Source organism: Desulfatitalea tepidiphila (assembly GCF_001293685.1).
In the GTDB taxonomy this organism is placed as follows: Bacteria; Desulfobacterota; Desulfobacteria; order Desulfobacterales; family Desulfosarcinaceae; genus Desulfatitalea; species Desulfatitalea tepidiphila.
The window spans coordinates 840,660-863,926 of record NZ_BCAG01000003.1; the positions used below are offsets into that span (position 1 = coordinate 840,660).

Consider the following 23,267-nt stretch of genomic DNA (forward strand, 5'->3'; position numbering starts at 1 on the left):
GGTGGGGTTCCCGAGCGGCCAAAGGGAACAGACTGTAAATCTGTCGGCGAAGCCTTCGGAGGTTCGAATCCTCCCCCCACCACCACTCACGCACGATTGCTATTTGTAGGAGATATCCGGTTTCGGAATCGTTTCTGACTACATGGCTTCCATCATACGCGATGTGCACATCATGGCGATTGGCAGATCTGCAGTGAATCGTATGAATGCGGGGGTTCTGAATAACATTGGGATATTATTAAGCGGGAGTAGCTCAGTTGGTAGAGCTTCAGCCTTCCAAGCTGAATGTCGCGAGTTCGAGCCTCGTCTCCCGCTCCAAGTTTTCTGAACGTCACGCGGCCTTCGATCAGAAAAATCCGAACAACAGCAACTCAGCCCACGTAGCTCAGTCGGTAGAGCGCTTCCTTGGTAAGGAAGAGGTCCATCGGTTCAATTCCGATCGTGGGCTCCATTATTGAAGATCAACGTGCCAATGGCGATGGGGTCAGCCAAACAACAGCGCCTGTAAGACGGCAACCCAATTTTAAATTCGAGAATGTTTGAACGACCATGGGAGGGACGAGATGGCGAAGGCAAAGTTTGAGAGAAAGAAGCCACATGTCAATGTAGGGACGATCGGCCATATTGATCATGGCAAGACGACGTTGACGGCAGCGATCACGAAGCACAACGGTTTGAAGGGTATGGCGGAGTTTGTGCCGTTTGACCAGATCGACAAGGCGCCGGAGGAAAAAGAGCGCGGGATAACGATCGCGACGGCGCACGTGGAGTATGAGACGGTGAACCGTCATTATGCGCATGTGGATTGTCCGGGTCATGCGGACTATATCAAGAACATGATCACGGGTGCGGCCCAGATGGACGGTGCGATATTGGTGGTGGCGGCCGATGACGGACCGATGCCGCAGACGCGGGAGCACATATTGCTGGCGCGTCAGGTGGGTGTGCCGCGCATTGTGGTATTTTTGAACAAGTGCGACATGGTCGATGATGAGGAGTTGATCGAGCTGGTGGAGCTGGAGCTGCGCGAGCTTTTGACCAAGTATGAGTTTCCTGGGGATGACACGCCGATTATTCGGGGCAGTGCGCTCAAGGCGTTGGAGAGTGATGATCCGGACAGTGCGGAGGCCAAGTGCATCTTTGAGTTGATGAATGCGATCGACACGTTCATTCCGGAGCCGAAGCGAGACATCGACAAGCCGTTTTTGATGCCGATCGAGGATGTGTTCAGCATCTCGGGTCGTGGCACGGTGGTGACGGGTCGTGTGGAGCGAGGGATCATCAAGGTGGGTGACAACGTGGAGATCGTAGGGATTCGTCCGACGATCAAGACGGTGTGCACGGGCGTGGAGATGTTCCGCAAGCTGTTGGACGAGGGTCAGGCTGGTGACAACATTGGTGTGTTGCTGCGCGGGACCAAGCGGGATGAAGTGGAGCGGGGCCAGGTGGTGGCGGTACCGGGCACGATTACGCCGCACACCAAGTTCAAGGCTGAGGCGTACATATTGAGCAAGGAAGAAGGCGGGCGGCACACGCCGTTTTTCAATGGGTATCGGCCGCAGTTTTATTTTCGGACGACGGATGTGACGGGGATATTGAATTTGCCCGAGGGCGTAGAGATGGTGATGCCTGGGGACAATGTGGCGATCACGGCCGAGTTGATTACGCCGATCGCGATGGAAAAAGAGTTGAGATTTGCCATCCGCGAAGGTGGACGTACGGTCGGCGCCGGCGTGGTGAGCGAGATTATCGAGTAAAGACCAAGGAGTCGACACGTGAGAGTGATTGTAACGTTGGCATGCGGCGAGTGCAAACGCCGAAACTATACCACGACGAAAAACAAGCGGACCACGCCAGACAAGCTGGAGTTCAGTAAGTATTGTCGATTTTGCCAGAAGCACACCCTTCATAAGGAAACGAAGTAGGATTCTGGTGCAGGAACGACGATACAACCCGTGCAGGCCAGTAGCTCTAATTGGTAGAGCATCGGACTCCAAATCCGGGTGTTGGGGGTTCGAATCCCTCCTGGCCTGCCAACTTTTTGCCGGAAGAGGCTATAAGGCTTCGCAGTGAATGGCCGGCTGTGCCGCAATAAAACTTCCTGATATCGGTTAGGGGTGGCATGGGACGCATACTCAAGAAAAAAGATCCAAGCAAAAAGAAGGCTCAGCGCTTGGAAAAGCAACAGGAGACAGCGGAAGGCGGTTCGGCTGAAGGCGCGTCAACTTCTAAAGCCGCTGTTGCTCAGAAAAAAGCTGCAACGCTTGTAAAGCAAAAGCCTGTTTCAAGTGAAAAGAATTTTTTCGAAAAAAGCATTCAATTTCTGCGTGAAGTAAAAATTGAGCTGAAGAAGGTAACCTGGCCATCCAGAAAGCAAACAATGGGATCGACCGTGGTGGTGATCATTCTGGTGATGGTCATCTCACTGTTCTTGGGCGTTGTTGACTTTGGATTGTCGAACCTGATTCGCGCAGTGCTCCCTTAAAAAAAGAAGGTGAATCGTGGCATTGCAGTGGTATATCGTCCATGTTTATTCAGGGTTCGAAAATAAGGTGAAGGCCTCCCTGGAAGAACGGATCGCTAGCTCGCCCCATCCCGATAAATTTGGTGAGGTTCTCGTGCCGACCGAAGAAATCGTGGAGCTGGTAAAAGGCAAGCGTCGGACATCCGCGCGCAAATTTTATCCGGGCTATCTGCTGGTTCGCATGGAATTGGACGATGAGACCTGGCACATTGTCAACGATACCGCCAAGGTGACGGGTTTCCTCGGCGGAAGGGACAAGCCGACTCCGCTGACCGATGAAGAGGCGGACCGTATATTGAATCGAATGGAAGCCGGCAAGCTCAAACCGCAACCCAAATACTTTTTCGAAACAGGAGATGAGGTTCGGGTGGTCGATGGGCCTTTCACAAATTTCAACGGTACAGTAGAGGAAGTCAACCAGGAGAAGGGCAAGATCAAGGTCCTGGTGAGCATATTCGGACGCTCCACGCCGGTTGAGCTGGAATTCGTCCAAGTCACCAAGCTTTAGCGCATGCCGGCGCCATCTCGCGCTCGGACAAATGATACCATGCGTACTATTTTTCGAACGGCTGGATTGTCGGGCCGAATCGCAATCATTAGGAGATAAGTAACAACCATGGCGAAAAAGGTAATGGCACAGATCAAGTTGCAAGTCGAGGCGGGAAAAGCCACACCCTCGCCCCCCATTGGGCCTGCGTTGGGACAGCATGGCGTCAATATTATGGATTTTTGCAAGGCATTCAATGCAAGGACGGCCAACGAAGCAGGCATGATTATACCTGTCGTGATCACCGTTTACCAGGATCGAACATTTACTTTCATCACAAAGACTCCGCCTGCGGCTGTATTGCTCAAAAAAGCCGCCAAAATCGCCAAAGGCGCAGCCGATCCGAAACGGGATCGCGTGGGAAAAGTGACCCGTGCCCAGGTTGAAGAGATTGCCAAACTTAAAATGCCTGACTTGAACACAAACGATTTGGATGCTGCCTGCCTGATCATCAGTGGAACGGCTCGAAGCATGGGGATCGAGGTCGTATAAACGCGGATCAAAGGCGGCCACTTTCACCGGCGCCAACTTGATGTCACAGGCTAAGGAGTGGGAAAAGAGAAAATGCCGAAACGGGGTAAAAAATACTTACAAGCAAAAAGCACGATCGATACGCAAAAGCGGTATGAATTTGCAGATGCCGTGGAGTCGGCGATAAAGGCGTCCTACGCTAAATTCGATGAAACCGTTGACGTTTCAGTGCGGCTGGGTGTCGATCCGCGGCATGCCGATCAAATGGTTCGCGGAACGGTCGTGTTGCCGCATGGTTTGGGCAAAGAGGTCAAGGTGTTGGTTTTTGCCAAGGGTGAAAAAGAGGCCGAGGCCAAAGAGGCTGGGGCTGATTTTGTCGGCAATGAAGATCTGATCGAGAAAATTCAAGGCGGTTGGTTTGGATTCGACAAGGCTGTCGCCACGCCGGACATGATGGGCGCGGTCGGCAAGATCGGCCGGGTTTTGGGGCCCCGTGGTTTGATGCCCAATGCGAAAACCGGTACCGTGACATTCGAAGTGGCAAAAGCTGTTCAGGAACTGAAGGCGGGCAAAATAGATTTCCGCGTCGAGAAAGCCGGAATCGTTCATGCCCCCATGGGCAAGGTGTCTTTCGGTACAGATAAGATCGTCCAGAACATTTCGGCCTTCTTGGAGACTATTGTACGACTTAAACCCTCATCCAGTAAGGGTACCTATCTCAAAGGAATTGCCATCTCAACCACCATGGGGCCTGGGATAAAGATTGACGCCGCAGTAGTGAAGGACTTGGTCAAGTAGATTGGCTCATTTGTTAACGGATCCATTTTAACAGAAAAATATAAAGCGCGATGGTCGGTTTTAGAAAGCCAAAGGAACGCATCATCCGGCATCCGCTTTTAATCACGCTGTCAAAGACCGTAGGTGCACGTCTGCCTTTGCATAGGAAAGACCGTGTCTAATTGGCGAAAGCCGGCCTACCGAGACAGGTTGCAGGGTATCGGTTTCAAATATCACTTGTGAGCACTCGAGGCCGATTCCGGAATATTGCACTTGTACGCGTTATATCCTCCGGTTTTTACAGCCATGGAAGGAGGTGTTAGGTAAACTTGAATATCGACGATAAAAAACAGTTTGTCCAAGAGCTGCAGGAACGACTCGGCAAAAGCAAGGTGGCCATCCTGACCGACTATAAAGGACTTGACGTGGGTGCGATGACCGAGCTGCGCAGTAAACTGCGCGAGGCCAACATTGAGTACCAGGTCATAAAGAACACCATGCTGCGTCTCGCCTCGGAAGGCACGGAAGTGGCGTTGATCAAAGACCAGTTCAAAGGTCCGAGCGCCATTGCGCTCAGCTATGATGATCCGGTCGCACCGGCAAAAATCCTGACCGAGTTCGCCAAGACCAATAACAAGTTTGAAATCAAATGTGGCGTTCTAAATGGATCGGTCATGGATCTGGCGGCGATAAAGGCGCTTTCGGCGCTTCCTTCGCGCGAAGAGTTGCTGGCAACAGTACTCTCGGCAATGATTGCCGTTCCCACTTCACTGGTCCGTGCCCTGAGCGATGTGCCGCGAAGAATGCTCAATGTGCTGCAAGCTATCAAGGAGCAGAAAGAACAACAGGCCGCCTGATCCATTTCGGCTTGCAATTCCCTTTTATAATTAAAATTTGCTGATGTACGTTCATCGCGAAAAGTCTGAATATCGGAGGAATAAACACAATGGCTGACGTAACGAAACAAGATGTTATCGATTTTATAGCAAACATGTCTGTATTGGAGCTCTCTGAACTCGTCAAAGAGCTTGAAGAGAAATTCGGTGTATCTGCTGCTGCACCGGTGGCCATGGTGGCTGCTGCCGGGCCTGCTGGTGATGCGGGTGCCGCGGCTGAAGAGAAGACAGAATTCGACGTTATTCTCACCACCGCCGGTGATAAAAAGATTGCAGTCATCAAAGAGGTTCGCGCGATTACCGGACTTGGGTTGAAAGAGGCCAAGGAACTCGTCGATTCTGCACCCAAAGCCGTGAAAGAAGGTATTGCCAAGGAAGAGGCCGAAAAAATCAAAGCCCAATTGGAAGAAGCCGGTGCTCAAGTCGAACTCAAGTAATTGGATGTGGTGATATCGTCATCAATTACGCTGAAAATAATAAAAGAATTATTGCAATGCGAAAATGGGGTGGAAAGGCCGTAAACCTTTTATCCCATTTTCGCGTTTCCTAAAGTCTTAGAAAAAAAGTGGAGAGACCATGGCAGCACGGCTATCGCTGGACAAGCGTATTCGTAAGAATTTCGGTAAGATCAAGAAGATTGTGGAAATTCCTGATCTTATTGGCATGCAAAAAGAATCCTATCGCCGTTTCCTGCAGCTCGATGTGCCTCCCGAACGGCGCGAGGACATCGGGCTTCAGGCGGTATTCAAATCGGTATTCCCAATCAAGGATTTTACCGGCAGCGCATCGTTGGAGTTTGTCTCCTATCGCTTTTCTGAGGCCAAACATAGTGAAGATGAGTGTATTCAACGCGGTATGACATATGAACTACCGGTCCGCATTACCGTGCGATTGGTGGTTTACGATGTCGACAAGGAAACAGGTCTGTCCAATATCCGTGATATCAAAGAGCAGGAGATCTATTTTGGCACCATCCCCCTGATGACCGACAAGGGGACATTCATCATCAATGGTACAGAACGCGTGGTCGTCAGCCAGCTGCATCGTTCGTCGGGTGTCTTTTTCGATCACGACAAAGGTAAAACGCACTCTAGTGGTAAAATTATTTACAGCGCACGGATTATCCCCGTACGCGGCTCCTGGATCGATTTGGAGATCGATCCCAAAGACATCGTTTACATTCGCATCGACCGCAGGCGTAAATTCCCCGTCACCACCCTGTTGAAGGCTTTTGGTTATACCACCGAAGACTTGTTGACTTATTTCTATGCCAACGAACGGGTCGTCATCGAAGGGCGGCGTGCGTTTAAAATATTCAGTGAAGAACAATTAAAAGGGCAACGGGCCAGCCGGGATGTCGTTGATCCGACCACCGGAGATGTTTTGGTCAAAAAGGGGCGAATGTTTACCCAGCGAGCGGTCAAGCAGATGAAAATGCTGAATATCGAACGCTTTCCAATTGCCCCGGAAGAGTTGATCGGAAAAGTCTTCGCGGTCACCATCGCCGATCCGAAAAGCGGTGATCTTTTGGTGCACTCCAACGAAGAGATCAACGACGAAAACTTGGCTTTGCTCAAAAACGCGGGGATAAACGAGTTTGACATCCTGCATACCGACGGCGTTTCCAGCAGCGATTCGATTCGCAAAACCTTGCTTCTGGACAAGGTATCGAGCAAGGAAGAAGCGCTGATCGAAATTTATCGTCTGATGCGTCCCGGTAACCCGGCGACGCCGGAAGTGGCCCAGGATTTCATGGACCACCTCTTCTTCAAATCCGCGTATTACGATCTATCCAGCGTCGGTCGTTTGAAAATCAATCTTCGCCTGGGAATTCAAGCGCCCGTTTATCTGCGGACACTGCGAAAAGAAGACATCTTGCTGACCACCAAGACCTTGATTGATCTGCGGGATACCCAAGGCGTGGTAGACGATATCGATCATTTGGGAAACCGTCGCGTGCGCGCAGTCGGCGAGCTTTTGGAAAATCAGTACCGCATCGGACTGGTCCGCATGGAACGGGCGATCAAGGAGCGCATGAGCCTGCAGGAAGTCGATGCCCTCATGCCGCATGATCTGATCAATCCAAAACCGGTTTCGGCCGTGGTCAAGGAGTTTTTCGGAACGAGTCAGCTGAGTCAGTTCATGGATCAGACCAACCCGCTTTCGGAGACGACCCACAAACGACGCTTGAGTGCATTGGGCCCCGGCGGCTTGACGCGCGAACGCGCCGGTTTCGAGGTCCGGGACGTTCATCCCTCCCATTACGGCAGAATCTGCCCCATTGAAACACCAGAAGGTCCGAATATCGGGTTGATCGTTTCTCTGAGCACCTATGCGCGGGTCAACGATTACGGTTTCATCGAGACCCCCTATCGCGTCGTCAAAGACAGCAAGGTCACCAAGAATGTCAATTTCCTCAGTGCGTTCGAGGAGAAAAAGCATCCCATCGCTCAAGCCAATGCGCCGATCGACGATCAGGGCGCTTATATCAATCCGCTCGTGACCTCAAGGGTCGCCGGTGAATTCATGATGGTGGAGCGTGAGCAGATCGAGCTGATGGATATTTCACCCAATCAACTGGTGAGTGTCTCGGCTTCGTTGATTCCTTTTCTTGAAAACGACGACGCCAACCGTGCGCTCATGGGATCGAACATGCAGCGGCAAGCCGTGCCTTTGATGATGAGCGAGGCGCCATTGGTGGGCACTGGCATCGAAGGGGTAGTGGCCAAAGACTCTGGAGTGACCATCGTGGCCGATCGTGACGGGGTGGTCGAGCAGGTAGACGCCTCCCGCATCGTCATCCGTCATGACGGAGAAAAGGGTCGGGACAAAAAACCGGTGACCATCTACAACCTGTCAAAGTTTATCCGTTCCAACCAAAACACCTGTTTCAATCACCGCCCCATCGTCAAGCAGGGACAGCGAGTGCATGCCGGTGATATCATTTCCGACGGTCCGGCCACGGACCACGGCGAACTGGCGCTCGGCAAAAACGTGACCGTGGCCTTCATGCCGTGGGGTGGGTATAACTTTGAAGACTCGATTCTGGTCTCCGAGCGACTGGTTCGGGACGGCGTTTACACTTCGATTCACATTGAGGAGTTCGAGGTGGTGGCGCGCGACACCAAGCTCGGCAAAGAAGAGATCACCCGCGATATCCCCAATGTGGGGGAAGAGGCCCTTCGAAATCTCGATGACAGTGGCATTATCCGTCTGGGGGCCGAAGTTGTTCAAGGAGATATCCTGGTCGGGAAAATCACGCCCAAAGGCGAGACCCAACTGTCTCCGGAAGAAAAATTGCTGCGCGCCATATTCGGAGAGAAGGCCGGTGATGTGAAGGATACCTCGTTGCGCGTGCCGCCGGGTGTCGAAGGTATCGTTATCGATGCCAAGGTTTTTGCCCGCCGCGGCACGGAAAAAGACGAGCGTACCCAGGAAATCGAGCTGAGTGAGATTACGGTGCTCGAGCGCAATCGGGACGACGAACTCAAAATCATCGAAGAGATCGTGCGAGAGCAAATCATAAGCGCCGCGGAAGGGAAGGTTTTGGCCGCCCCGCTGAAAAAGGGTAAAAAGGCATTGGCAGGCAAAGGGAGCCCCGTCACAGGCGAGCTGCTGATGGATATACCCGTCGCCCAGCTGGAAAGCCTGGTCCTTGAAGACGCGGAGACCACCGAAAAGGTCCATGACCTGATCGAGCAATACCGGCAGCAGTGCGATCGCGTCAGAGAGGCTTTCGAACACTCATTGGAGCGTTTTGAGCGAGGCGACGAGCTGCCGCCGGGTGTGATTAAAATGGTCAAGGTGTATGTGGCCATGAAGCGCAAGTTGTCCGTCGGCGACAAAATGGCAGGTCGGCATGGCAACAAAGGCGTGGTGTCGCGCATTCTGCCCATGGAAGATATGCCCTACTTCAACGACGGCACGCCTGTGGATATGGTTCTCAACCCCCTTGGCGTTCCGTCGCGTATGAACGTCGGCCAGATTCTCGAGATCCACCTCGGGCGCGCGGCCAAAGGGCTGGGAAATCAGATCACTCAAATGATCGAGGAAAAGCGGGTCGCCGATATGCGTGAAAAGATGAAGCGCATATTCGATGACAAGGAGACGGTCTCCGCCATAGAGGAGCTCAATGAAGACGGCGTCATGGCCATGGCACAAAATTATAGGAATGGTGTTTTTATGGCCACCCCTGTTTTCGACGGTGCCAAAGAGGAAGAGATCAAATCTTTGCTATCAGAGGCGGGTGTCTCTCCGACCGGTCAAGCGACGCTCTACGATGGTCATACCGGTGAACCTTTCAAGGAAAGGGTCACGGTCGGCACCATGTACATGCTCAAATTGCACCATCTGGTCGACGACAAGATTCATGCCCGTTCCATCGGTCCTTACTCTCTGGTGACGCAACAGCCCCTGGGCGGAAAGGCCCAATTCGGCGGTCAGCGCCTGGGTGAGATGGAAGTTTGGGCCATGGAGGCTTATGGTGCGGCGCATGCACTGCAGGAATTCTTGACCGTAAAATCCGATGACATGGCCGGCCGTACGCGTATGTACGAGAAGATCGTCAAGGGGCAGAACATCCTTGAGCCGGGGTTGCCGGAATCCTTCAAGGTGTTGACCAAGGAGCTGCAGGCTCTGGGGCTGGATGTTTCCCTCCTGGAAGAGAAAGATCTACCCAAGGAATAGGAACGCACCGTCGATGCAAGATCGCGGAAACGCGTTTGATATATTTTAATAATTTCCCAACCAGAGGAAATATTTATGGAAACTTTGTACGACTTTTTTGCCAAACCGACTGATCCACGTCAGTACCGGGGAGTTCGGGTCGCTCTGGCTTCTCCTGAGCAGATTCGGCAATGGTCTCACGGGGAAATTAAAAAGCCGGAAACAATCAACTATCGGACCTTCAAGCCCGAGCGAGACGGTCTGTTTTGTGCCAAGATTTTTGGACCGACCAAGGACTATGAGTGCAACTGCGGCAAGTACAAGCGGATGAAACATCGAGGCGTGATATGTGAAAAGTGCGGCGTCGAAGTGATTCAATCCAAGGTTCGCCGGGAGCGCATGGGGCATATCGAACTGGCCACCCCTGTGTCGCATATCTGGTTTCTCAAAAGCCTGCCGAGCAAGATCGGCAACCTGCTCGATCTGACGCTTAAAAGCATGGAGAAGGTCCTCTATTTCGACTCCTATATCGTGACTGACCCCAAGGATACCGCTTTGCAGCGCGGCCAGCTTCTCACCGAAGAAAAATACAGGGAAGCGCTGGAGCTGTATGGCAGCAAGTTTGAGGCCGGTATCGGTGCCGAGGCCGTGAAGCAGTTGTTGCAGGGCATGGATCTGAATCAGCTCTACACCACTCTGCGCGAAGAGGTTCGCAGTACCAATTCGGTGGCCAAGCGCCAGAAGCTCTCCAAGCGGCTGCGAATCGTCGATGCCTTCCGAAAAAGCGGCCTCGATCCGGTCTGGATGATCATGGATGTCATTCCCGTGCTGCCGCCGGACCTGCGTCCGCTGGTCCCATTGGAAGGCGGCCGTTTCGCGACTTCGGATCTCAACGATCTCTATCGGCGTGTGATCAACCGCAACAACCGCCTGAAACGGTTGGTCGATCTGAAGGCCCCGGACATCATCGTTCGCAACGAAAAGCGTATGCTGCAGGAGTCGGTGGATGTCCTGTTCGACAACGGCCGCCATGGCCGTGTCATAACGGGAACCAACAAACGGCCCCTTAAATCGTTGAGCGACACCCTCAAAGGAAAGCAGGGGCGATTCCGACAGAACCTGCTCGGGAAGCGTGTCGACTATTCAGGTCGTACCGTCATCACCGTGGGCCCCAACCTGAGATTGCATCAATGCGGCTTGCCCAAGAAAATGGCCTTGGAGCTTTTCAAGCCGTTTGTTTACTACCGACTGGAACAAAAGGGGCTCGTTTCAACGGTCAAGAGCGCCAAGAAGATGGTCGAGCGCGAAGTTCCGGAAGTGTGGGATACCCTCGACGAGGTGGTGCGTGAATACCCCGTCATGCTCAACCGCGCACCGACACTGCACCGACTCGGTATTCAGGCCTTTGAGCCGACCCTGATCGAGGGTAAGGCCATACAACTGCATCCATTGGTCTGTACCGCCTTTAACGCAGACTTTGACGGCGACCAAATGGCCGTTCACGTTCCCCTGTCGGTCGAGTCTCAAATCGAAGCGCGTGTGTTGATGCTCTCCTCCAACAATATTCTGTCTCCGGCCAATGGGAGCCCGATCATCGTTCCCAGCCAGGACATCGTGTTGGGCACCTATTACATGACCCGCGCAATCGACGGCCGCAAGGGCGAAGGGAAGATTTTTTCAAATCCCGAGGAGGTGCGTATCTCTTACGATGCGCGCGAAGTCGACCTGCATGCCAAAATCGTGGTTCGTGTGTCGGGCAAACGTCACGAAACGACGGTCGGAAGAGTCCTCTTTTGGGAAATCATGCCCAAGGACAACCTAATGGTGATGCGTCATCTGATGGTTGGCACCCGCGACGAAGCCGAGTCGATCCTTGGTGAGATCAACGAGGGTAAAGATTTCATCGCGTTGATTCAAACGCGGTCACACAGCGATGATCGAGAGCAGGATGGATTTATCGGTCAACTCAGACGCGATGAGTTTCAACGCATTTTCGATATCAAACAGGACATCGTGGACAAGGTCTATGGCCTCGAAGAGGGTGATGTCACCTCCGTGATTAAATGCGGGGACGGTTTTCACATCTTTCAGATAGTCGAAAAGCGCCAGGAAATGCCGTTCGAAGCCGTCAACAAGGCTATGGACAAAGGGGCTCTGCGTGATCTGGTGGACTTTGCCTACCGTAACCTCGGGCCCAAAGCGACGGTCATCTTGTCTGACCGCATCAAGGACACGGGGTACAAATATTCGACCAAGGGCGGGCTCTCCATTTCCATCGATGACATGATCATCCCGGAAGCCAAGTGGGAGATCCTCAAGCAGGCCGAACAGCAGGTCACCGAAATTGGTCGTCAATACACCGAAGGTCTCATAACCCAGGGCGAGAAGTACAACAAGGTCGTCGATATCTGGGCCAAAGCGACCGACGATGTGGCCAACGAGATGATGGAATCCATGAAAAATGCGCCCGTCTATGATGAGAGGGGCAAGCCTGTTCTAGATGAAGACGGCAAGCCGATAATCGCCGAGAGCCTGAACCCGATTTATATGATGGCGGATTCGGGTGCCCGCGGCAGTAAGGACCAGATGCGGCAGCTGGCCGGTATGCGCGGTTTGATGGCCAAGCCTTCGGGTGAAATCATCGAAACACCGATTCAGGCCAACTTCCGAGAGGGATTGTCGGTGCTGCAGTACTTCATCTCAACCCACGGTGCCCGTAAAGGTTTGGCCGACACAGCATTAAAGACCGCCAACTCGGGATATCTGACTCGCCGTTTGGCCGATGTGGCCCAGGACGCAACCATCACCGAACCCGATTGCGGTACGATGATGGGAGTGGAAGTCGAGCCGCTCATGGAAGGTGGTGAGGTGATCCAGCGTCTTGGAGAGCGCATTTTAGGGCGCGTTACCGTTGAAGACATACTCGATCCCTTTACCGATGAAGTGTTGATTCCGGCCAACCATGAGATTGACGAGCGTGCGGTCAAAATTATCGAGGAGGCTGGCATCACGCGTGCCAAGATTCGGAGCGTGCTGACCTGTCAGACCAAATTCGGCGTTTGTGCCGCCTGTTATGGCCGTGATCTCGCCCATGGAAAGCGGGTGGAAATCGGACAATCCATCGGTATCCTCGCTGCGCAGTCCATCGGCGAGCCGGGTACCCAGTTGACCATGCGTACATTCCACATCGGTGGTACGGCCAGTCGGCGGGTCGAGCAGGCCGACATCCGGGCGCGTACGGCCGGTAACATCAAATATCTGGACCTGAACATCGTCCAAAATGCCGATGGCCACAATGTGGTCATGAACCGGCGTGGTGGCGAGTGCGCCATTTTGGGCAAAGCCGGTCGTGAGCGTGAACGTTTTCCGGTCATCTACGGCGCCCATATCCTGGTCAAAGACGGCGAAGCAGTCGAACCTGGCCAGTTGCTGGCTTCGTGGGACCCGTTTACCACGCCGATCATCACCGAGGTGGCCGGGACGGTCAAATTCGGTGACCTGGTGCCGGGCAAAACCATGCAGGAGAAGGTGGATCCCGTGACCGGCAAATCGAGCCGCACGGTCATCGAATCCAAGACCGGTGAGGAGCGCCCGCGCATCTCGATCAAGGGCGAGGACGGCAAAACCGCCAAATTGAAAGGCGGCAGCGGCATGGCGCGATACATACTCCCGGTGGACGCCATTCTGATGATCGAAGAGGGCGATGAGGTCAAGGCCGGAGACGTGGTTGCCAAGCTGCCGCGGGCCACGACCAAAACCAAGGACATCACCGGTGGTCTACCGAGGGTCGCCGAGCTTTTCGAGGTGCGAAAGCCCAAAGAAATCGCGGTGCTCAGCGAGATCGAAGGTTACGTCAGCATTGCCAAATCCACCAAAAAAGGAAAGCAGAAGGTAACGATTTCACCGGTGGACGTGGGGGACAAGAAGGAATATCTGATTCCCCGCGGCAAACATATCAACGTATACGAAGGTGATTATGTAAAAGCAGGTGAGGCACTCGTCGGGGGGTCCGCAATCCCTCAGGACATCCTGAGAATCAAGGGCGAAGTTGCCCTGGCCCGTTATCTGGTGGACGAGGTACAAGAGGTTTATCGTCTCCAGGGTGTCCGTATCAACGACAAGCACATCGAGGTGATCGTGCGCCAGATGATGCGCCGGGTTAAGGTCATCGATGTGGGCGACACCGATTTTATCGTGGAAGAGCAGGTGGACCGAACCGTTTTCGACGACGCCAATAAGGCGGTGATCGAACAGGGCGGCAAGCCCGCTACTGCCGAACCCTTGATCCTAGGCATCACTAAGGCGTCGTTGAGTACCGACAGCTTTATATCGGCAGCGTCATTCCAGGAGACGACGAAGGTGCTTACGGACGCATCGATCGCCGGCACGGTGGATTATTTGCGCGGTTTGAAGGAGAACGTCATTATGGGGCGCTTGATTCCGGCGGGTACAGGCCTTCTGGATTACCTGGGGCTGGAGGTCCAGCAAAGCGAAATGGCTCTGGAGCGTTCATAAGATTGCCAGATGAGGTTATGACCATAAAGGAAGGAAATTTCGGCACGGTGGAATGAATCCGGCCAAAAAAGAAACAGCGCTTAGGAAAATCTCTTGACAATATAGGGATATCTGTATACTAATCCGCTTTTTCCGTAGGCGCTTATCCCGTGTTGAAAATCATTAAAAAATAGGGGTTAAAAAAGATTATGCCGACGATCAACCAATTAGTTAAAAGCGGGCGCAAGCGGGTCAAGAAAAAGACCAATACTCCGGCCTTGAAGGGGGCGCCTCAAAAAAGAGGTGTTTGTACGCGTGTGTATACATCCACCCCCAAGAAGCCGAACTCGGCGTTGCGTAAGGTCGCCCGTGTCAGGCTGACCACCGGTATCGAGGTAACCGCATACATCCCTGGAATCGGCCACAATCTACAAGAGCACTCGGTGGTGTTGGTGCGAGGCGGCCGCGTAAAGGACTTGCCTGGTGTGCGGTATCACATCGTGCGCGGCACACTGGATACTCTGGGCGTGGAAGACCGTCGGCAGGGGCGCTCCAAGTATGGCGCCAAGAAGCCTAAATAGTCGATAACCAGCTAATGACAGCCGAATGATGGTGTAGCAAATGCCAAGACGAAGAGAAGTACCCGTAAGAACTATTATCCCCGATGCCAAGTACAGCAGCAAACTGGTTGCCAAGTTCATGGCTTCCTTGATGCGTGACGGTAAAAAGAGTGTCGCCGAATCGCTGATGTACGATGCTTTCGACATCGTTGAGCAAAAGACCAAGGGGCAGCCTGTGAAGGTTTTCGAGCAGGCGCTGGATAATGTCCGTCCCATGATTGAAGTCAAATCCCGCCGGGTAGGGGGATCGACATACCAGGTACCGACCGAGATTCGGCCATCCAGGCGAACGGCATTGGCGATTCGTTGGTTGATCAGCTATGCCAGGAACCGCTCCGAACTGGGGTTCGCGGCCAAGCTTGCCGGTGAGTTGATGGACGCCGCCAACAATCGCGGCGGCGCAGTCAAAAAGCGAGAAGATACCCACAAAATGGCTGAGGCAAACAAGGCATTTGCCCACTACCGCTGGTAAGAGGAACGCGACCGAACGCGCAATAGGTTTTAAATCACGCGATCCGGATATATGGGGAGCCATTTAAAACCTATTATTTTGTCTAATCGATAGCCCGATTTGGGAGGGACGAGATGGCGAAGGCAAAGTTTGAGAGAAAGAAGCCACATGTCAATGTAGGGACGATCGGCCATATTGATCATGGCAAGACGACGTTGACGGCAGCGATCACGAAGCACAACGGTTTGAAGGGTATGGCGGAGTTTGTGCCGTTTGACCAGATCGACAAGGCGCCGGAGGAAAAAGAGCGCGGGATAACGATCGCGACGGCGCACGTGGAGTATGAGACGGTGAACCGTCATTATGCGCATGTGGATTGTCCGGGTCATGCGGACTATATCAAGAACATGATCACGGGTGCGGCCCAGATGGACGGTGCGATATTGGTGGTGGCGGCCGATGACGGACCGATGCCGCAGACGCGGGAGCACATATTGCTGGCGCGTCAGGTGGGTGTGCCGCGCATTGTGGTATTTTTGAACAAGTGCGACATGGTCGATGATGAGGAGTTGATCGAGCTGGTGGAGCTGGAGCTGCGCGAGCTTTTGACCAAGTATGAGTTTCCTGGGGATGACACGCCGATTATTCGGGGCAGTGCGCTCAAGGCGTTGGAGAGTGATGATCCGGACAGTGCGGAGGCCAAGTGCATCTTTGAGTTGATGAATGCGATCGACACGTTCATTCCGGAGCCGAAGCGAGACATCGACAAGCCGTTTTTGATGCCGATCGAGGATGTGTTCAGCATCTCGGGTCGTGGCACGGTGGTGACGGGTCGTGTGGAGCGAGGGATCATCAAGGTGGGTGACAACGTGGAGATCGTAGGGATTCGTCCGACGATCAAGACGGTGTGCACGGGCGTGGAGATGTTCCGCAAGCTGTTGGACGAGGGTCAGGCTGGTGACAACATTGGTGTGTTGCTGCGCGGGACCAAGCGGGATGAAGTGGAGCGGGGCCAGGTGGTGGCGGTACCGGGCACGATTACGCCGCACACCAAGTTCAAGGCTGAGGCGTACATATTGAGCAAGGAAGAAGGCGGGCGGCACACGCCGTTTTTCAATGGGTATCGGCCGCAGTTTTATTTTCGGACGACGGATGTGACGGGGATATTGAATTTGCCCGAGGGCGTAGAGATGGTGATGCCTGGGGACAATGTGGCGATCACGGCCGAGTTGATTACGCCGATCGCGATGGAAAAAGAGTTGAGATTTGCCATCCGCGAAGGTGGACGTACGGTCGGCGCCGGCGTGGTGAGCGAGATTATCGAGTAAGAAAGAATAACCCATGATAATGAATGCTAAAATCAGAATTCGGCTAAAAGCATACGATCACAAATTGTTGGATCAGTCTGCAACGGATATTCTTGACACCGCGCGAAAAACAGGTGCCAAGGTGGTGGGACCGATTCCCTTGCCGACGAAGATCAACAAGTTTTGTGTGCTTCGATCACCCCACGTCGATAAAAAATCTCGAGAACAATTCGAGATGCGAACCCACAAGCGAATGTTGGATATCCTGGAGCCGACTCAGCAAACCGTGGACGCGCTGATGAAACTCGACCTATCGCCGGGTGTCGATGTGGAGATCAAACTGTAGCTTAGGAAATGAATAGCCATGAGCAAAGGACTGATTGGTAAAAAACTGGGAATGACCAGTGTCTTTACGGAAGACGGGCGGTACATCCCGGTGACTGTGATTCTTGCGGGTCCCTGTGTGGTCACTCAGATAAAAACTGTGGCCACCGACGGATACAATGCACTCCAACTGGGCTTTAAAGAAAAAAAGCTTCAAAGGACCAATAAACCGCAGCAAGGGCATTTTAAAAAGAGCGGCGGTCAATGCTTCGATTATACGAGAGAAGTCGCAGTGGACGACCCTGCCGCCTATTCCCTGGGACAGAGCCTTGGCCCCGATCTGTTCGCGATTGGCGAAAAAGTCGACGTCATTGGCAAAAGCAAGGGGCGCGGTTTTTCGGGCGTTATCAAGCGTCATGGCTTCGGTGGAGGACGTGCTACCCATGGTGGCAAGTGCCACCGTATTCCTGGTTCCATCGGGTCCAGTGCATGGCCTTCGAGAGTTTTTAAAGGGAAAAAATTGCCGGGGCGCTACGGTGGAGAAGGAAAGACTGTCCGTAACCTGGAGATATTTGATGTTCGTCCAGAAGAGAATTTGATTTTGGTCAAAGGGGCGGTACCCGGTCATCGGGAAGCGTTAGTGATGATCCGAAAGCCAAAATTCTCCGAAAAGAAATAAGGATGGCCTGAACGAAGAATGTATCGGTAAAGCATTTCGTTTGCCGAAACATGTGATAAGGCCCTCAATGAGGAATCGTATGGCAACAGTAGATGTTCTAAACATTCAGGGTGACAAAGTATCCCAGGCCGACTTGCCGGACGAAATTTTTGATGTACCGGTAAAGCGCTGCGTCATGCATCAAGTGGTCAAGGCACAATTGGCCAAGAAGCGCGCCGGTACTGCAACAGTAAAAAACCGTCATGATGTCAAGGGAAGCACGCGCAAACTCTACCGACAGAAAGGGACCGGCCGCGCCCGCCGCGGGGATATCAAGTCTCCATTGCTTCGTGGTGGAGGTGTCGTTTTCGGACCGCACGCCCGCTCTTATGAGCAAAAAGTTCCAAAAAAAGTTCGGAAGCTTGCCTTGAAGATGGCGTTGACATGCAAGTTTAAAGAAGACGAACTGATGGTCGTTGATAAATTTGAACTTGCACAAGTCAAGACCAAAGACTTTTTTGCGGCTGTCAATACACTTAAGGCGAACAACGCATTGATCGTCATTGATCAACCCGATCGAACACTGGAGCTTTCTTCACGAAATGTCCCTGGCGTGAAGGTGATGCGTAGTGAAGGGCTAAATGTCTATGACATCCTCAAGTATGAAAAGTTGGTTCTGCTTGAAGGTGCCATAAAGAGCATCGAAGGGAGATTGCTCAAATGATTGATTACAATATCATCAAGCGGCCGATCCTGACCGAAAAAACCAATATACAGAAAGATCAATACAACCAGGTCACTTTCGAGGTTGACAGCCGCGCCAACCGTATTGAGGTAAAACGTGCCGTAGAACAGATATTCAACGTCAAGGTGGCCGATATACGGACTATGCATGTAGAGGGAAAATTCAAGCGTCGTGGACGTATATTAGGAAAGCGGCGTAACTGGAAAAAAGCGGTCGTTAAACTGATGCCCGGCCAGCGAATAGAGTTTTTTGAAGGGGCCTAAGGCTAGGAGTCACTGAAATGGGAATCAAACGAGTTCAACCGACATCCGCTGGAAGAAGATTTCAAACCTTCTCCGATTACGAAGAGATTTCAAAGAAGTCACCGGAGAAGAGCCTCATAAGAATCCTCAAGAAGAGCGGCGGCCGGAATAGCAACGGTCGCGTCACGGCCAGATGGCGAGGCGGCGGGCACAAACGTTATTACCGTCTTATCGATTTCAAACGCGATAAAGACGGAATCCCGGCAAAGGTTGCCGCCATCGAATATGATCCAAACCGCAGCGCCCGGATTGCATTGCTTCACTATGTGGATGGTGAAAAGCGATACATCCTGGCACCTGCCAAAATCACTGTCGGTGACTTCATCATGTCGGGACCAGAGGCGGATATCAAACCCGGTAACGCACTGCCGCTGGCCAACATCCCCTTGGGAACCCAGATCCACAACATCGAACTCAAGTTGGGGAAAGGGGGGCAGATTGTTCGAAGTGCCGGCAGTTTTGCACAGTTAATGGCAAAGGAAGACCCTTACGCCTTAGTCAAACTGCCATCCGGCGAAGTTCGCATGGTGCTGTTGAAATGCAAGGCGACCATCGGACAACTCGGGAACGTCGAGCACGAAAACCTCAGCATCGGAAAAGCAGGAAGGAAAAGATGGCTGGGGCGAAGACCCAAGGTGCGTGGTGTGGCCATGAACCCGGTTGACCACCCCATGGGCGGCGGCGAGGGGCGTTCTTCAGGCGGACGCCATCCATGTACCCCATGGGGGATACCGACCAAGGGTTACCGGACGAGAAACAACAAGTCCACTGATCGTTACATTGTAAAGCGCCGGAAGTAATCAAATAAATATGAGATTTCAAAGCAATACACGAAAGACACGAATAAGTTTAGACCAATTGCGGGATGTACAGGAGAAGATATGCCACGGTCATTGAAAAAAGGTCCGTTCATAGAAGACAATCTAATGAGCAAAGTCCTGATCGCACAAGAAAGCCGGAGTAACAGGGTGATTAAGACCTGGTCACGCCGCTCTACAATAATTCCGGAAATGGTTGGACTGACGCTGGCGGTTCACAACGGGCGTAAATTTCTTCCCGTCTTTGTGACTGAAAACATGGTCGGGCATAAATTGGGTGAGTTTTCCCCGACCCGCACCTTTTATGGGCATGCCGCAGATAAAAAATCCAAAAAGAAATAGGCAAGGGTTTAAGGAGCAGGGATCATGGAGGTAAGAGCAGTTGCCAAATATGTGCGCATCTCACCGCAAAAAGTCAGGCTCATTAGCGATGCAATCAAGGGCAAACCGGTAGAAAAGGCTCTGGCTACGATTAAATTCATGCCTCAGAAGGCAGCCGGTATCGTTGAGAAAGTGTTGCGGTCGGCTGTCGCCAATGCCGATCAGGTGCCGGACCTCGACATCGATGATTTGGTCGTTGGCAATGTAACCGCAGATGTCGGTCCGAGCCTTAAACGCTTCAGGGCAAGAGCCCGAGGCCGCGGTACCCGCATCATCAAGCGCACCAGTCATGTGACGGTCGTATTGACCGAGGTATAGTCGTCATTCAGAGGAGGAAACAGCTTGGGCCAAAAAGTCAACCCCATAGGATTAAGGCTGGGTATCATCAAAACATGGGAATCGAAATGGTACTCGGACAAAAAGTACGCCGATTACATCCAACAGGATTTTGAACTGCGCAATTTTGTAAAAGAAAAATTGTTTCATGCCGGTATTTCACGGATCGAAATTGAACGCTCGGCCAAGCGCATCCGTCTTAGAATCTACACGGCTAGACCCGGTATCGTCATCGGCAAAAAGGGCTCCGAAATCGAAAGGCTCAAGCAAGAGCTCGAAAAGAAAGTTTCCCAGGAAGTACTTATTGATATTCAAGAGGTGCGTAAGCCCGAGATTGATGCACAGCTGGTAGCTGAAAACGTGGCGATGCAGATCGAAAGACGGGTTGCTTTCCGGCGTGCCATGAAGCGTGGCGTCACCTCCGCTTTGAGGTTCGGCGCGCAGGGGGTTAAAATTATCTGTTCCGGGCGCTTGGGGGGAGCTGAAATGGCACGTACAGAATGGTACCGTGAAGGCCGGGTTCCTTTGCATACCCTGAGAGCAGATATTGATTACGGTTTTACCGAGGCCCGCACGACCTACGGCGCCATCGGCGTCAAGGTCTTTATCTTTAAAGGTGAAATTCTCAAGAAGGAAGACCAGCAACCCGAGAGCTAACGCTTTAATATCGATGTTCATATGCCGGCGCAACGTAAGGGCGACCGCAAGGCATCCTGAACCAGGAGAGTGGGAGTTATGTTAAGCCCAAAAAAAGTCAAATTTCGCAAACAACAAAAAGGCAAAATGAGAGGAACAGCCAGACGCGGGGCGACTCTCAACTTCGGTGAATTTGGATTGCAGGCTGTTGATTGCGGTTATATTAGCTCCAAACAGATCGAGGCCGCGCGTATCGCCATGACTCGCCACGTCAAACGCGGCGGGAAAATTTGGATTCGGATTTTTCCGGACAAGCCTGTAACCAAGAAACCGGCCGAAGTTCGAATGGGTAAAGGTAAAGGCGCTCCCGAGGGTTGGGTGGCGGTGATTCGACCAGGACGGGTTCTTTACGAAATGTCTGGCATATCGCGGGAAATGGCCCAAGAGGCATTGAGGTTGGCCGCACATAAGCTCACTATCAAAACACGTTTTGTAGAGAGGAGCGAAGTGATATGAAAGTAGAAGATATCAGAACGCTCAGTCAGGACGAAATGCGGCAGAAGTTAACCGATCTGAGGAAAGAGCTGTTTAATCTGCGTTTTCAACATGGTATCGGGCAGCTTGAGAATCCGCGTAAAATCAAGTTGATCCAAAAGGATATCGCGCGTATCTTCACGGTTTTGGGAGAGATGGCGCGAAACCCCAAGCAGATGGATAATTAGGGGCGCATATAATGAATACACGTGGAATGAAAAGACAGGTAACGGGAACCATCGTCAGCAATAAGATGGATAGAACAGTGGTCGTGGTTGTTGAGCGATTGGTCAAGCATCCATTGTACAAGAAATTCATCCGCAGGCAGCATAAATACATGGCCCACGACCAAGATAACGAGTGCCAAATCGGCGATCGGGTGCTCATTACCCAATCCCGACCCTTGAGCAAAACCAAGCGTTGGCGTGTCAGCCGGATCCTTGAGAGGGCGGTCTAACAGTAGAGGAATGAGAAAATGATTCAGAGCGAAACTAGACTTACTGTGGCAGACAACTCCGGAGCGCGCGTGTTGTACTGCATCAAAGTGTTGGGCGGGTCGCGTCGCCGATACGCCAGCATTGGCGACGTGATCGTCGTATCGGTAAAGGACGCCATCCCAAACGCCAAGGTCAAAAAAGGGGATGTCCATAAAGCTGTCATAGTGAGAACCTCCAAGGAGATCAGGCGCCCGGACGGATCCTACATTCGTTTTGACGACAATTCTGCGGTGCTTATTAATAATCAGCGCGAACCCTTGGGAACGCGTATTTTTGGCCCTGTCGCCAGGGAACTGCGTGCAAAACGCTTTATGAAGATTGTTTCGCTGGCCCCCGAGGTCTTATAGCGACGGAGTATAGCCCTATGCAGCGATATAATTGTAATCTAAAAAAGGACGATAAGGTCAAGGTCATTGCCGGCAAGGATAAAGGAAAAATCGGCAAGGTTATTAAGGTCGACCGAAAAAATGAGCGTGTCCTTGTTGAACATGTCAACATTGCAAAACGACATCAGCGTCCAACTGCTCAAAACCGGCAAGGCGGGATCGTAGAAAGTGAAGCCCCATTGCATTGGTCCAATGTTATGTTGGTTTGCAACAAGTGTGTAAAACCGGTTCGTGTGAAAATGCAACGGCTCGATGACGGCAAAAAAGTTCGCATATGCCGCAAGTGCAATGAGCAGATTGACGCCTAAGCGTCCTCAAAGGTGGCGTCATCTCGCGGAGGATTGGAATGTCACAGCTTCAAAAACAATATCAAGAGCAAATAGCGCCCAAGCTTAAAGAGAATTTCGAATATACCAACGTCCATCAGATCCCGAAGATTGACAAGGTCGTTTTGAACATGGGGCTGGGAGAGGCCATTCAGAATATCAAGATTCTGGATTCCGCAGTAGAGGAGCTCATGGCCATTGCCGGACAGCGACCGGTAGTCACCAGGGCAAAAAAATCCATAGCAGCATTCAAGCTTCGAGAGGGAATGCCGATCGGCTGCATGGTTACCCTGCGTGGTAAACGTATGTTCGATTTTCTGGATAAGCTCATTAACGTCGCCTTGCCCCGCGTTCGAGACTTTAGGGGGATTTCGCCCAAAGCTTTCGACGGTGCTGGAAACTATTCGCTCGGGGTCAGAGAACACATTATTTTTCCCGAGATAGATTACGATAAAATCGACAACATCAAAGGAATGAACATTACCATCGTAACCACTGCCAAGAGCGACGAAGAAGGGCGTGAGTTGTTGACCCTTATGGGGATGCCTTTTCGCAAATAAAAAGGTTCTAAG

At 52.3% G+C, this 23,267-nt stretch carries 27 protein-coding genes and 4 tRNA genes; all 31 read left to right on the forward strand.

The window, feature by feature from the left end:
• The 31 genes from DFT_RS08215 to rplE all read left to right on the forward strand — a co-directional run bounded on the left by DFT_RS08215 (position 1) and on the right by rplE (position 23,255).
• Positions 1–85: transfer RNA gene (locus DFT_RS08215), tRNA-Tyr, on the forward strand.
• Positions 86–242: 157 nt separating this feature from the next.
• Positions 243–318: transfer RNA gene (locus tag DFT_RS08220), tRNA-Gly, on the forward strand.
• 56 nt (positions 319–374) lie between these two features.
• Positions 375–451: transfer RNA gene (locus tag DFT_RS08225), tRNA-Thr, on the forward strand.
• 112 nt (positions 452–563) lie between these two features.
• A complete protein-coding gene (tuf, locus tag DFT_RS08230; protein ID WP_054030732.1) occupies positions 564–1,757 on the forward strand; it encodes an elongation factor Tu in 1,194 nt (397 codons plus the stop codon).
• Between the two features lie 24 nt (positions 1,758–1,781).
• A complete protein-coding gene (gene rpmG, locus DFT_RS24930; RefSeq protein WP_439950911.1) occupies positions 1,782–1,925 on the forward strand; it encodes a 50S ribosomal protein L33 in 144 nt (47 codons plus the stop codon).
• Positions 1,926–1,959: 34 nt separating this feature from the next.
• Positions 1,960–2,036 (forward strand) — tRNA-Trp (locus DFT_RS08235).
• An 86-nt stretch (positions 2,037–2,122) separates the two neighbouring features.
• Positions 2,123–2,485, forward strand: coding sequence for a preprotein translocase subunit SecE (secE, locus tag DFT_RS24935; RefSeq protein WP_076750451.1), 363 nt, complete (start codon positions 2,123–2,125; stop codon positions 2,483–2,485).
• Between the two features lie 16 nt (positions 2,486–2,501).
• The gene (gene nusG / locus DFT_RS08245; RefSeq protein WP_054030733.1) at positions 2,502–3,032 is read left to right on the forward strand and encodes a transcription termination/antitermination protein NusG; all 531 of its coding nucleotides are present in this window, start codon (positions 2,502–2,504) and stop codon (positions 3,030–3,032) included.
• A 108-nt stretch (positions 3,033–3,140) separates the two neighbouring features.
• Positions 3,141–3,563, forward strand: a complete 423-nt coding sequence (gene rplK, locus DFT_RS08250; protein ID WP_054030734.1) for a 50S ribosomal protein L11 — start codon at positions 3,141–3,143, stop codon at positions 3,561–3,563.
• 72 nt (positions 3,564–3,635) lie between these two features.
• Positions 3,636–4,340, forward strand: coding sequence for a 50S ribosomal protein L1 (gene rplA, locus DFT_RS08255; protein WP_054030735.1), 705 nt, complete (start codon positions 3,636–3,638; stop codon positions 4,338–4,340).
• Positions 4,341–4,648: 308 nt separating this feature from the next.
• Positions 4,649–5,176 (forward strand): 50S ribosomal protein L10, encoded by a 528-nt coding sequence (gene rplJ, locus DFT_RS08260; protein WP_054030736.1) that lies wholly within the window; start codon positions 4,649–4,651, stop codon positions 5,174–5,176.
• Positions 5,177–5,265: 89 nt separating this feature from the next.
• Positions 5,266–5,652, forward strand: coding sequence for a 50S ribosomal protein L7/L12 (gene rplL / locus DFT_RS08265; protein WP_054030737.1), 387 nt, complete (start codon positions 5,266–5,268; stop codon positions 5,650–5,652).
• 139 nt (positions 5,653–5,791) lie between these two features.
• On the forward strand, positions 5,792–9,901 hold the full coding sequence (gene rpoB, locus DFT_RS08270; RefSeq protein WP_054030738.1) for a DNA-directed RNA polymerase subunit beta: 4,110 nt from the start codon (positions 5,792–5,794) through the stop codon (positions 9,899–9,901).
• Between the two features lie 75 nt (positions 9,902–9,976).
• Positions 9,977–14,395: a DNA-directed RNA polymerase subunit beta' gene (gene rpoC / locus DFT_RS08275; RefSeq protein ID WP_054030739.1), complete on the forward strand. Its 4,419-nt coding sequence runs from the start codon at positions 9,977–9,979 to the stop codon at positions 14,393–14,395.
• Between the two features lie 188 nt (positions 14,396–14,583).
• Positions 14,584–14,955 carry a 30S ribosomal protein S12 gene (gene rpsL / locus DFT_RS08280; RefSeq protein ID WP_054030740.1) on the forward strand — a complete coding sequence of 124 codons (372 nt, stop codon included), beginning with the start codon at positions 14,584–14,586 and terminating at the stop codon, positions 14,953–14,955.
• 40 nt (positions 14,956–14,995) lie between these two features.
• Positions 14,996–15,466, forward strand: coding sequence for a 30S ribosomal protein S7 (gene rpsG / locus DFT_RS08285; RefSeq protein WP_054030741.1), 471 nt, complete (start codon positions 14,996–14,998; stop codon positions 15,464–15,466).
• A 113-nt stretch (positions 15,467–15,579) separates the two neighbouring features.
• Positions 15,580–16,773: an elongation factor Tu gene (tuf, locus tag DFT_RS08290; RefSeq protein ID WP_054030732.1), complete on the forward strand. Its 1,194-nt coding sequence runs from the start codon at positions 15,580–15,582 to the stop codon at positions 16,771–16,773.
• 13 nt (positions 16,774–16,786) lie between these two features.
• Complete coding sequence (gene rpsJ / locus DFT_RS08295) at positions 16,787–17,098, forward strand: 30S ribosomal protein S10 (protein ID WP_054030742.1); 312 nt, start codon at positions 16,787–16,789, stop codon at positions 17,096–17,098.
• A gap of 18 nt (positions 17,099–17,116) precedes the next feature.
• Positions 17,117–17,755 carry a 50S ribosomal protein L3 gene (gene rplC, locus DFT_RS08300; protein WP_054030743.1) on the forward strand — a complete coding sequence of 213 codons (639 nt, stop codon included), beginning with the start codon at positions 17,117–17,119 and terminating at the stop codon, positions 17,753–17,755.
• A gap of 79 nt (positions 17,756–17,834) precedes the next feature.
• A complete protein-coding gene (gene rplD / locus DFT_RS08305) occupies positions 17,835–18,458 on the forward strand; it encodes a 50S ribosomal protein L4 (RefSeq protein ID WP_054030744.1) in 624 nt (207 codons plus the stop codon).
• A complete protein-coding gene (rplW, locus tag DFT_RS08310; RefSeq protein ID WP_054030745.1) occupies positions 18,455–18,742 on the forward strand; it encodes a 50S ribosomal protein L23 in 288 nt (95 codons plus the stop codon). The genes rplD and rplW overlap by 4 nt, the downstream gene beginning before the upstream one ends.
• A 17-nt stretch (positions 18,743–18,759) precedes the next feature.
• Entirely contained in the window at positions 18,760–19,581 is an 822-nt protein-coding gene (rplB, locus tag DFT_RS08315) for a 50S ribosomal protein L2 (RefSeq protein WP_054030746.1), read from the forward strand.
• 81 nt (positions 19,582–19,662) lie between these two features.
• Positions 19,663–19,941, forward strand: a complete 279-nt coding sequence (gene rpsS / locus DFT_RS08320) for a 30S ribosomal protein S19 (protein WP_054030747.1) — start codon at positions 19,663–19,665, stop codon at positions 19,939–19,941.
• 24 nt (positions 19,942–19,965) lie between these two features.
• Entirely contained in the window at positions 19,966–20,298 is a 333-nt protein-coding gene (gene rplV, locus DFT_RS08325) for a 50S ribosomal protein L22 (protein ID WP_054030748.1), read from the forward strand.
• A 24-nt stretch (positions 20,299–20,322) separates the two neighbouring features.
• Positions 20,323–20,973, forward strand: a complete 651-nt coding sequence (gene rpsC / locus DFT_RS08330; RefSeq protein ID WP_054030749.1) for a 30S ribosomal protein S3 — start codon at positions 20,323–20,325, stop codon at positions 20,971–20,973.
• Between the two features lie 78 nt (positions 20,974–21,051).
• Complete coding sequence (gene rplP / locus DFT_RS08335; RefSeq protein WP_054030750.1) at positions 21,052–21,468, forward strand: 50S ribosomal protein L16; 417 nt, start codon at positions 21,052–21,054, stop codon at positions 21,466–21,468.
• Positions 21,465–21,674 (forward strand): 50S ribosomal protein L29, encoded by a 210-nt coding sequence (gene rpmC / locus DFT_RS08340; protein WP_054030751.1) that lies wholly within the window; start codon positions 21,465–21,467, stop codon positions 21,672–21,674. Before rplP ends, rpmC begins: the two co-directional genes overlap by 4 nt.
• Positions 21,675–21,685: 11 nt before the next feature.
• The gene (gene rpsQ, locus DFT_RS08345; protein ID WP_054030752.1) at positions 21,686–21,943 is read left to right on the forward strand and encodes a 30S ribosomal protein S17; all 258 of its coding nucleotides are present in this window, start codon (positions 21,686–21,688) and stop codon (positions 21,941–21,943) included.
• Between the two features lie 18 nt (positions 21,944–21,961).
• On the forward strand, positions 21,962–22,330 hold the full coding sequence (rplN, locus tag DFT_RS08350) for a 50S ribosomal protein L14 (RefSeq protein WP_054030753.1): 369 nt from the start codon (positions 21,962–21,964) through the stop codon (positions 22,328–22,330).
• A gap of 17 nt (positions 22,331–22,347) precedes the next feature.
• Positions 22,348–22,677, forward strand: a complete 330-nt coding sequence (gene rplX / locus DFT_RS08355) for a 50S ribosomal protein L24 (RefSeq protein WP_054030754.1) — start codon at positions 22,348–22,350, stop codon at positions 22,675–22,677.
• A 38-nt stretch (positions 22,678–22,715) separates the two neighbouring features.
• Positions 22,716–23,255 (forward strand): 50S ribosomal protein L5, encoded by a 540-nt coding sequence (gene rplE, locus DFT_RS08360; protein WP_054030755.1) that lies wholly within the window; start codon positions 22,716–22,718, stop codon positions 23,253–23,255.
• Positions 23,256–23,267: the final 12 nt, after the last annotated feature.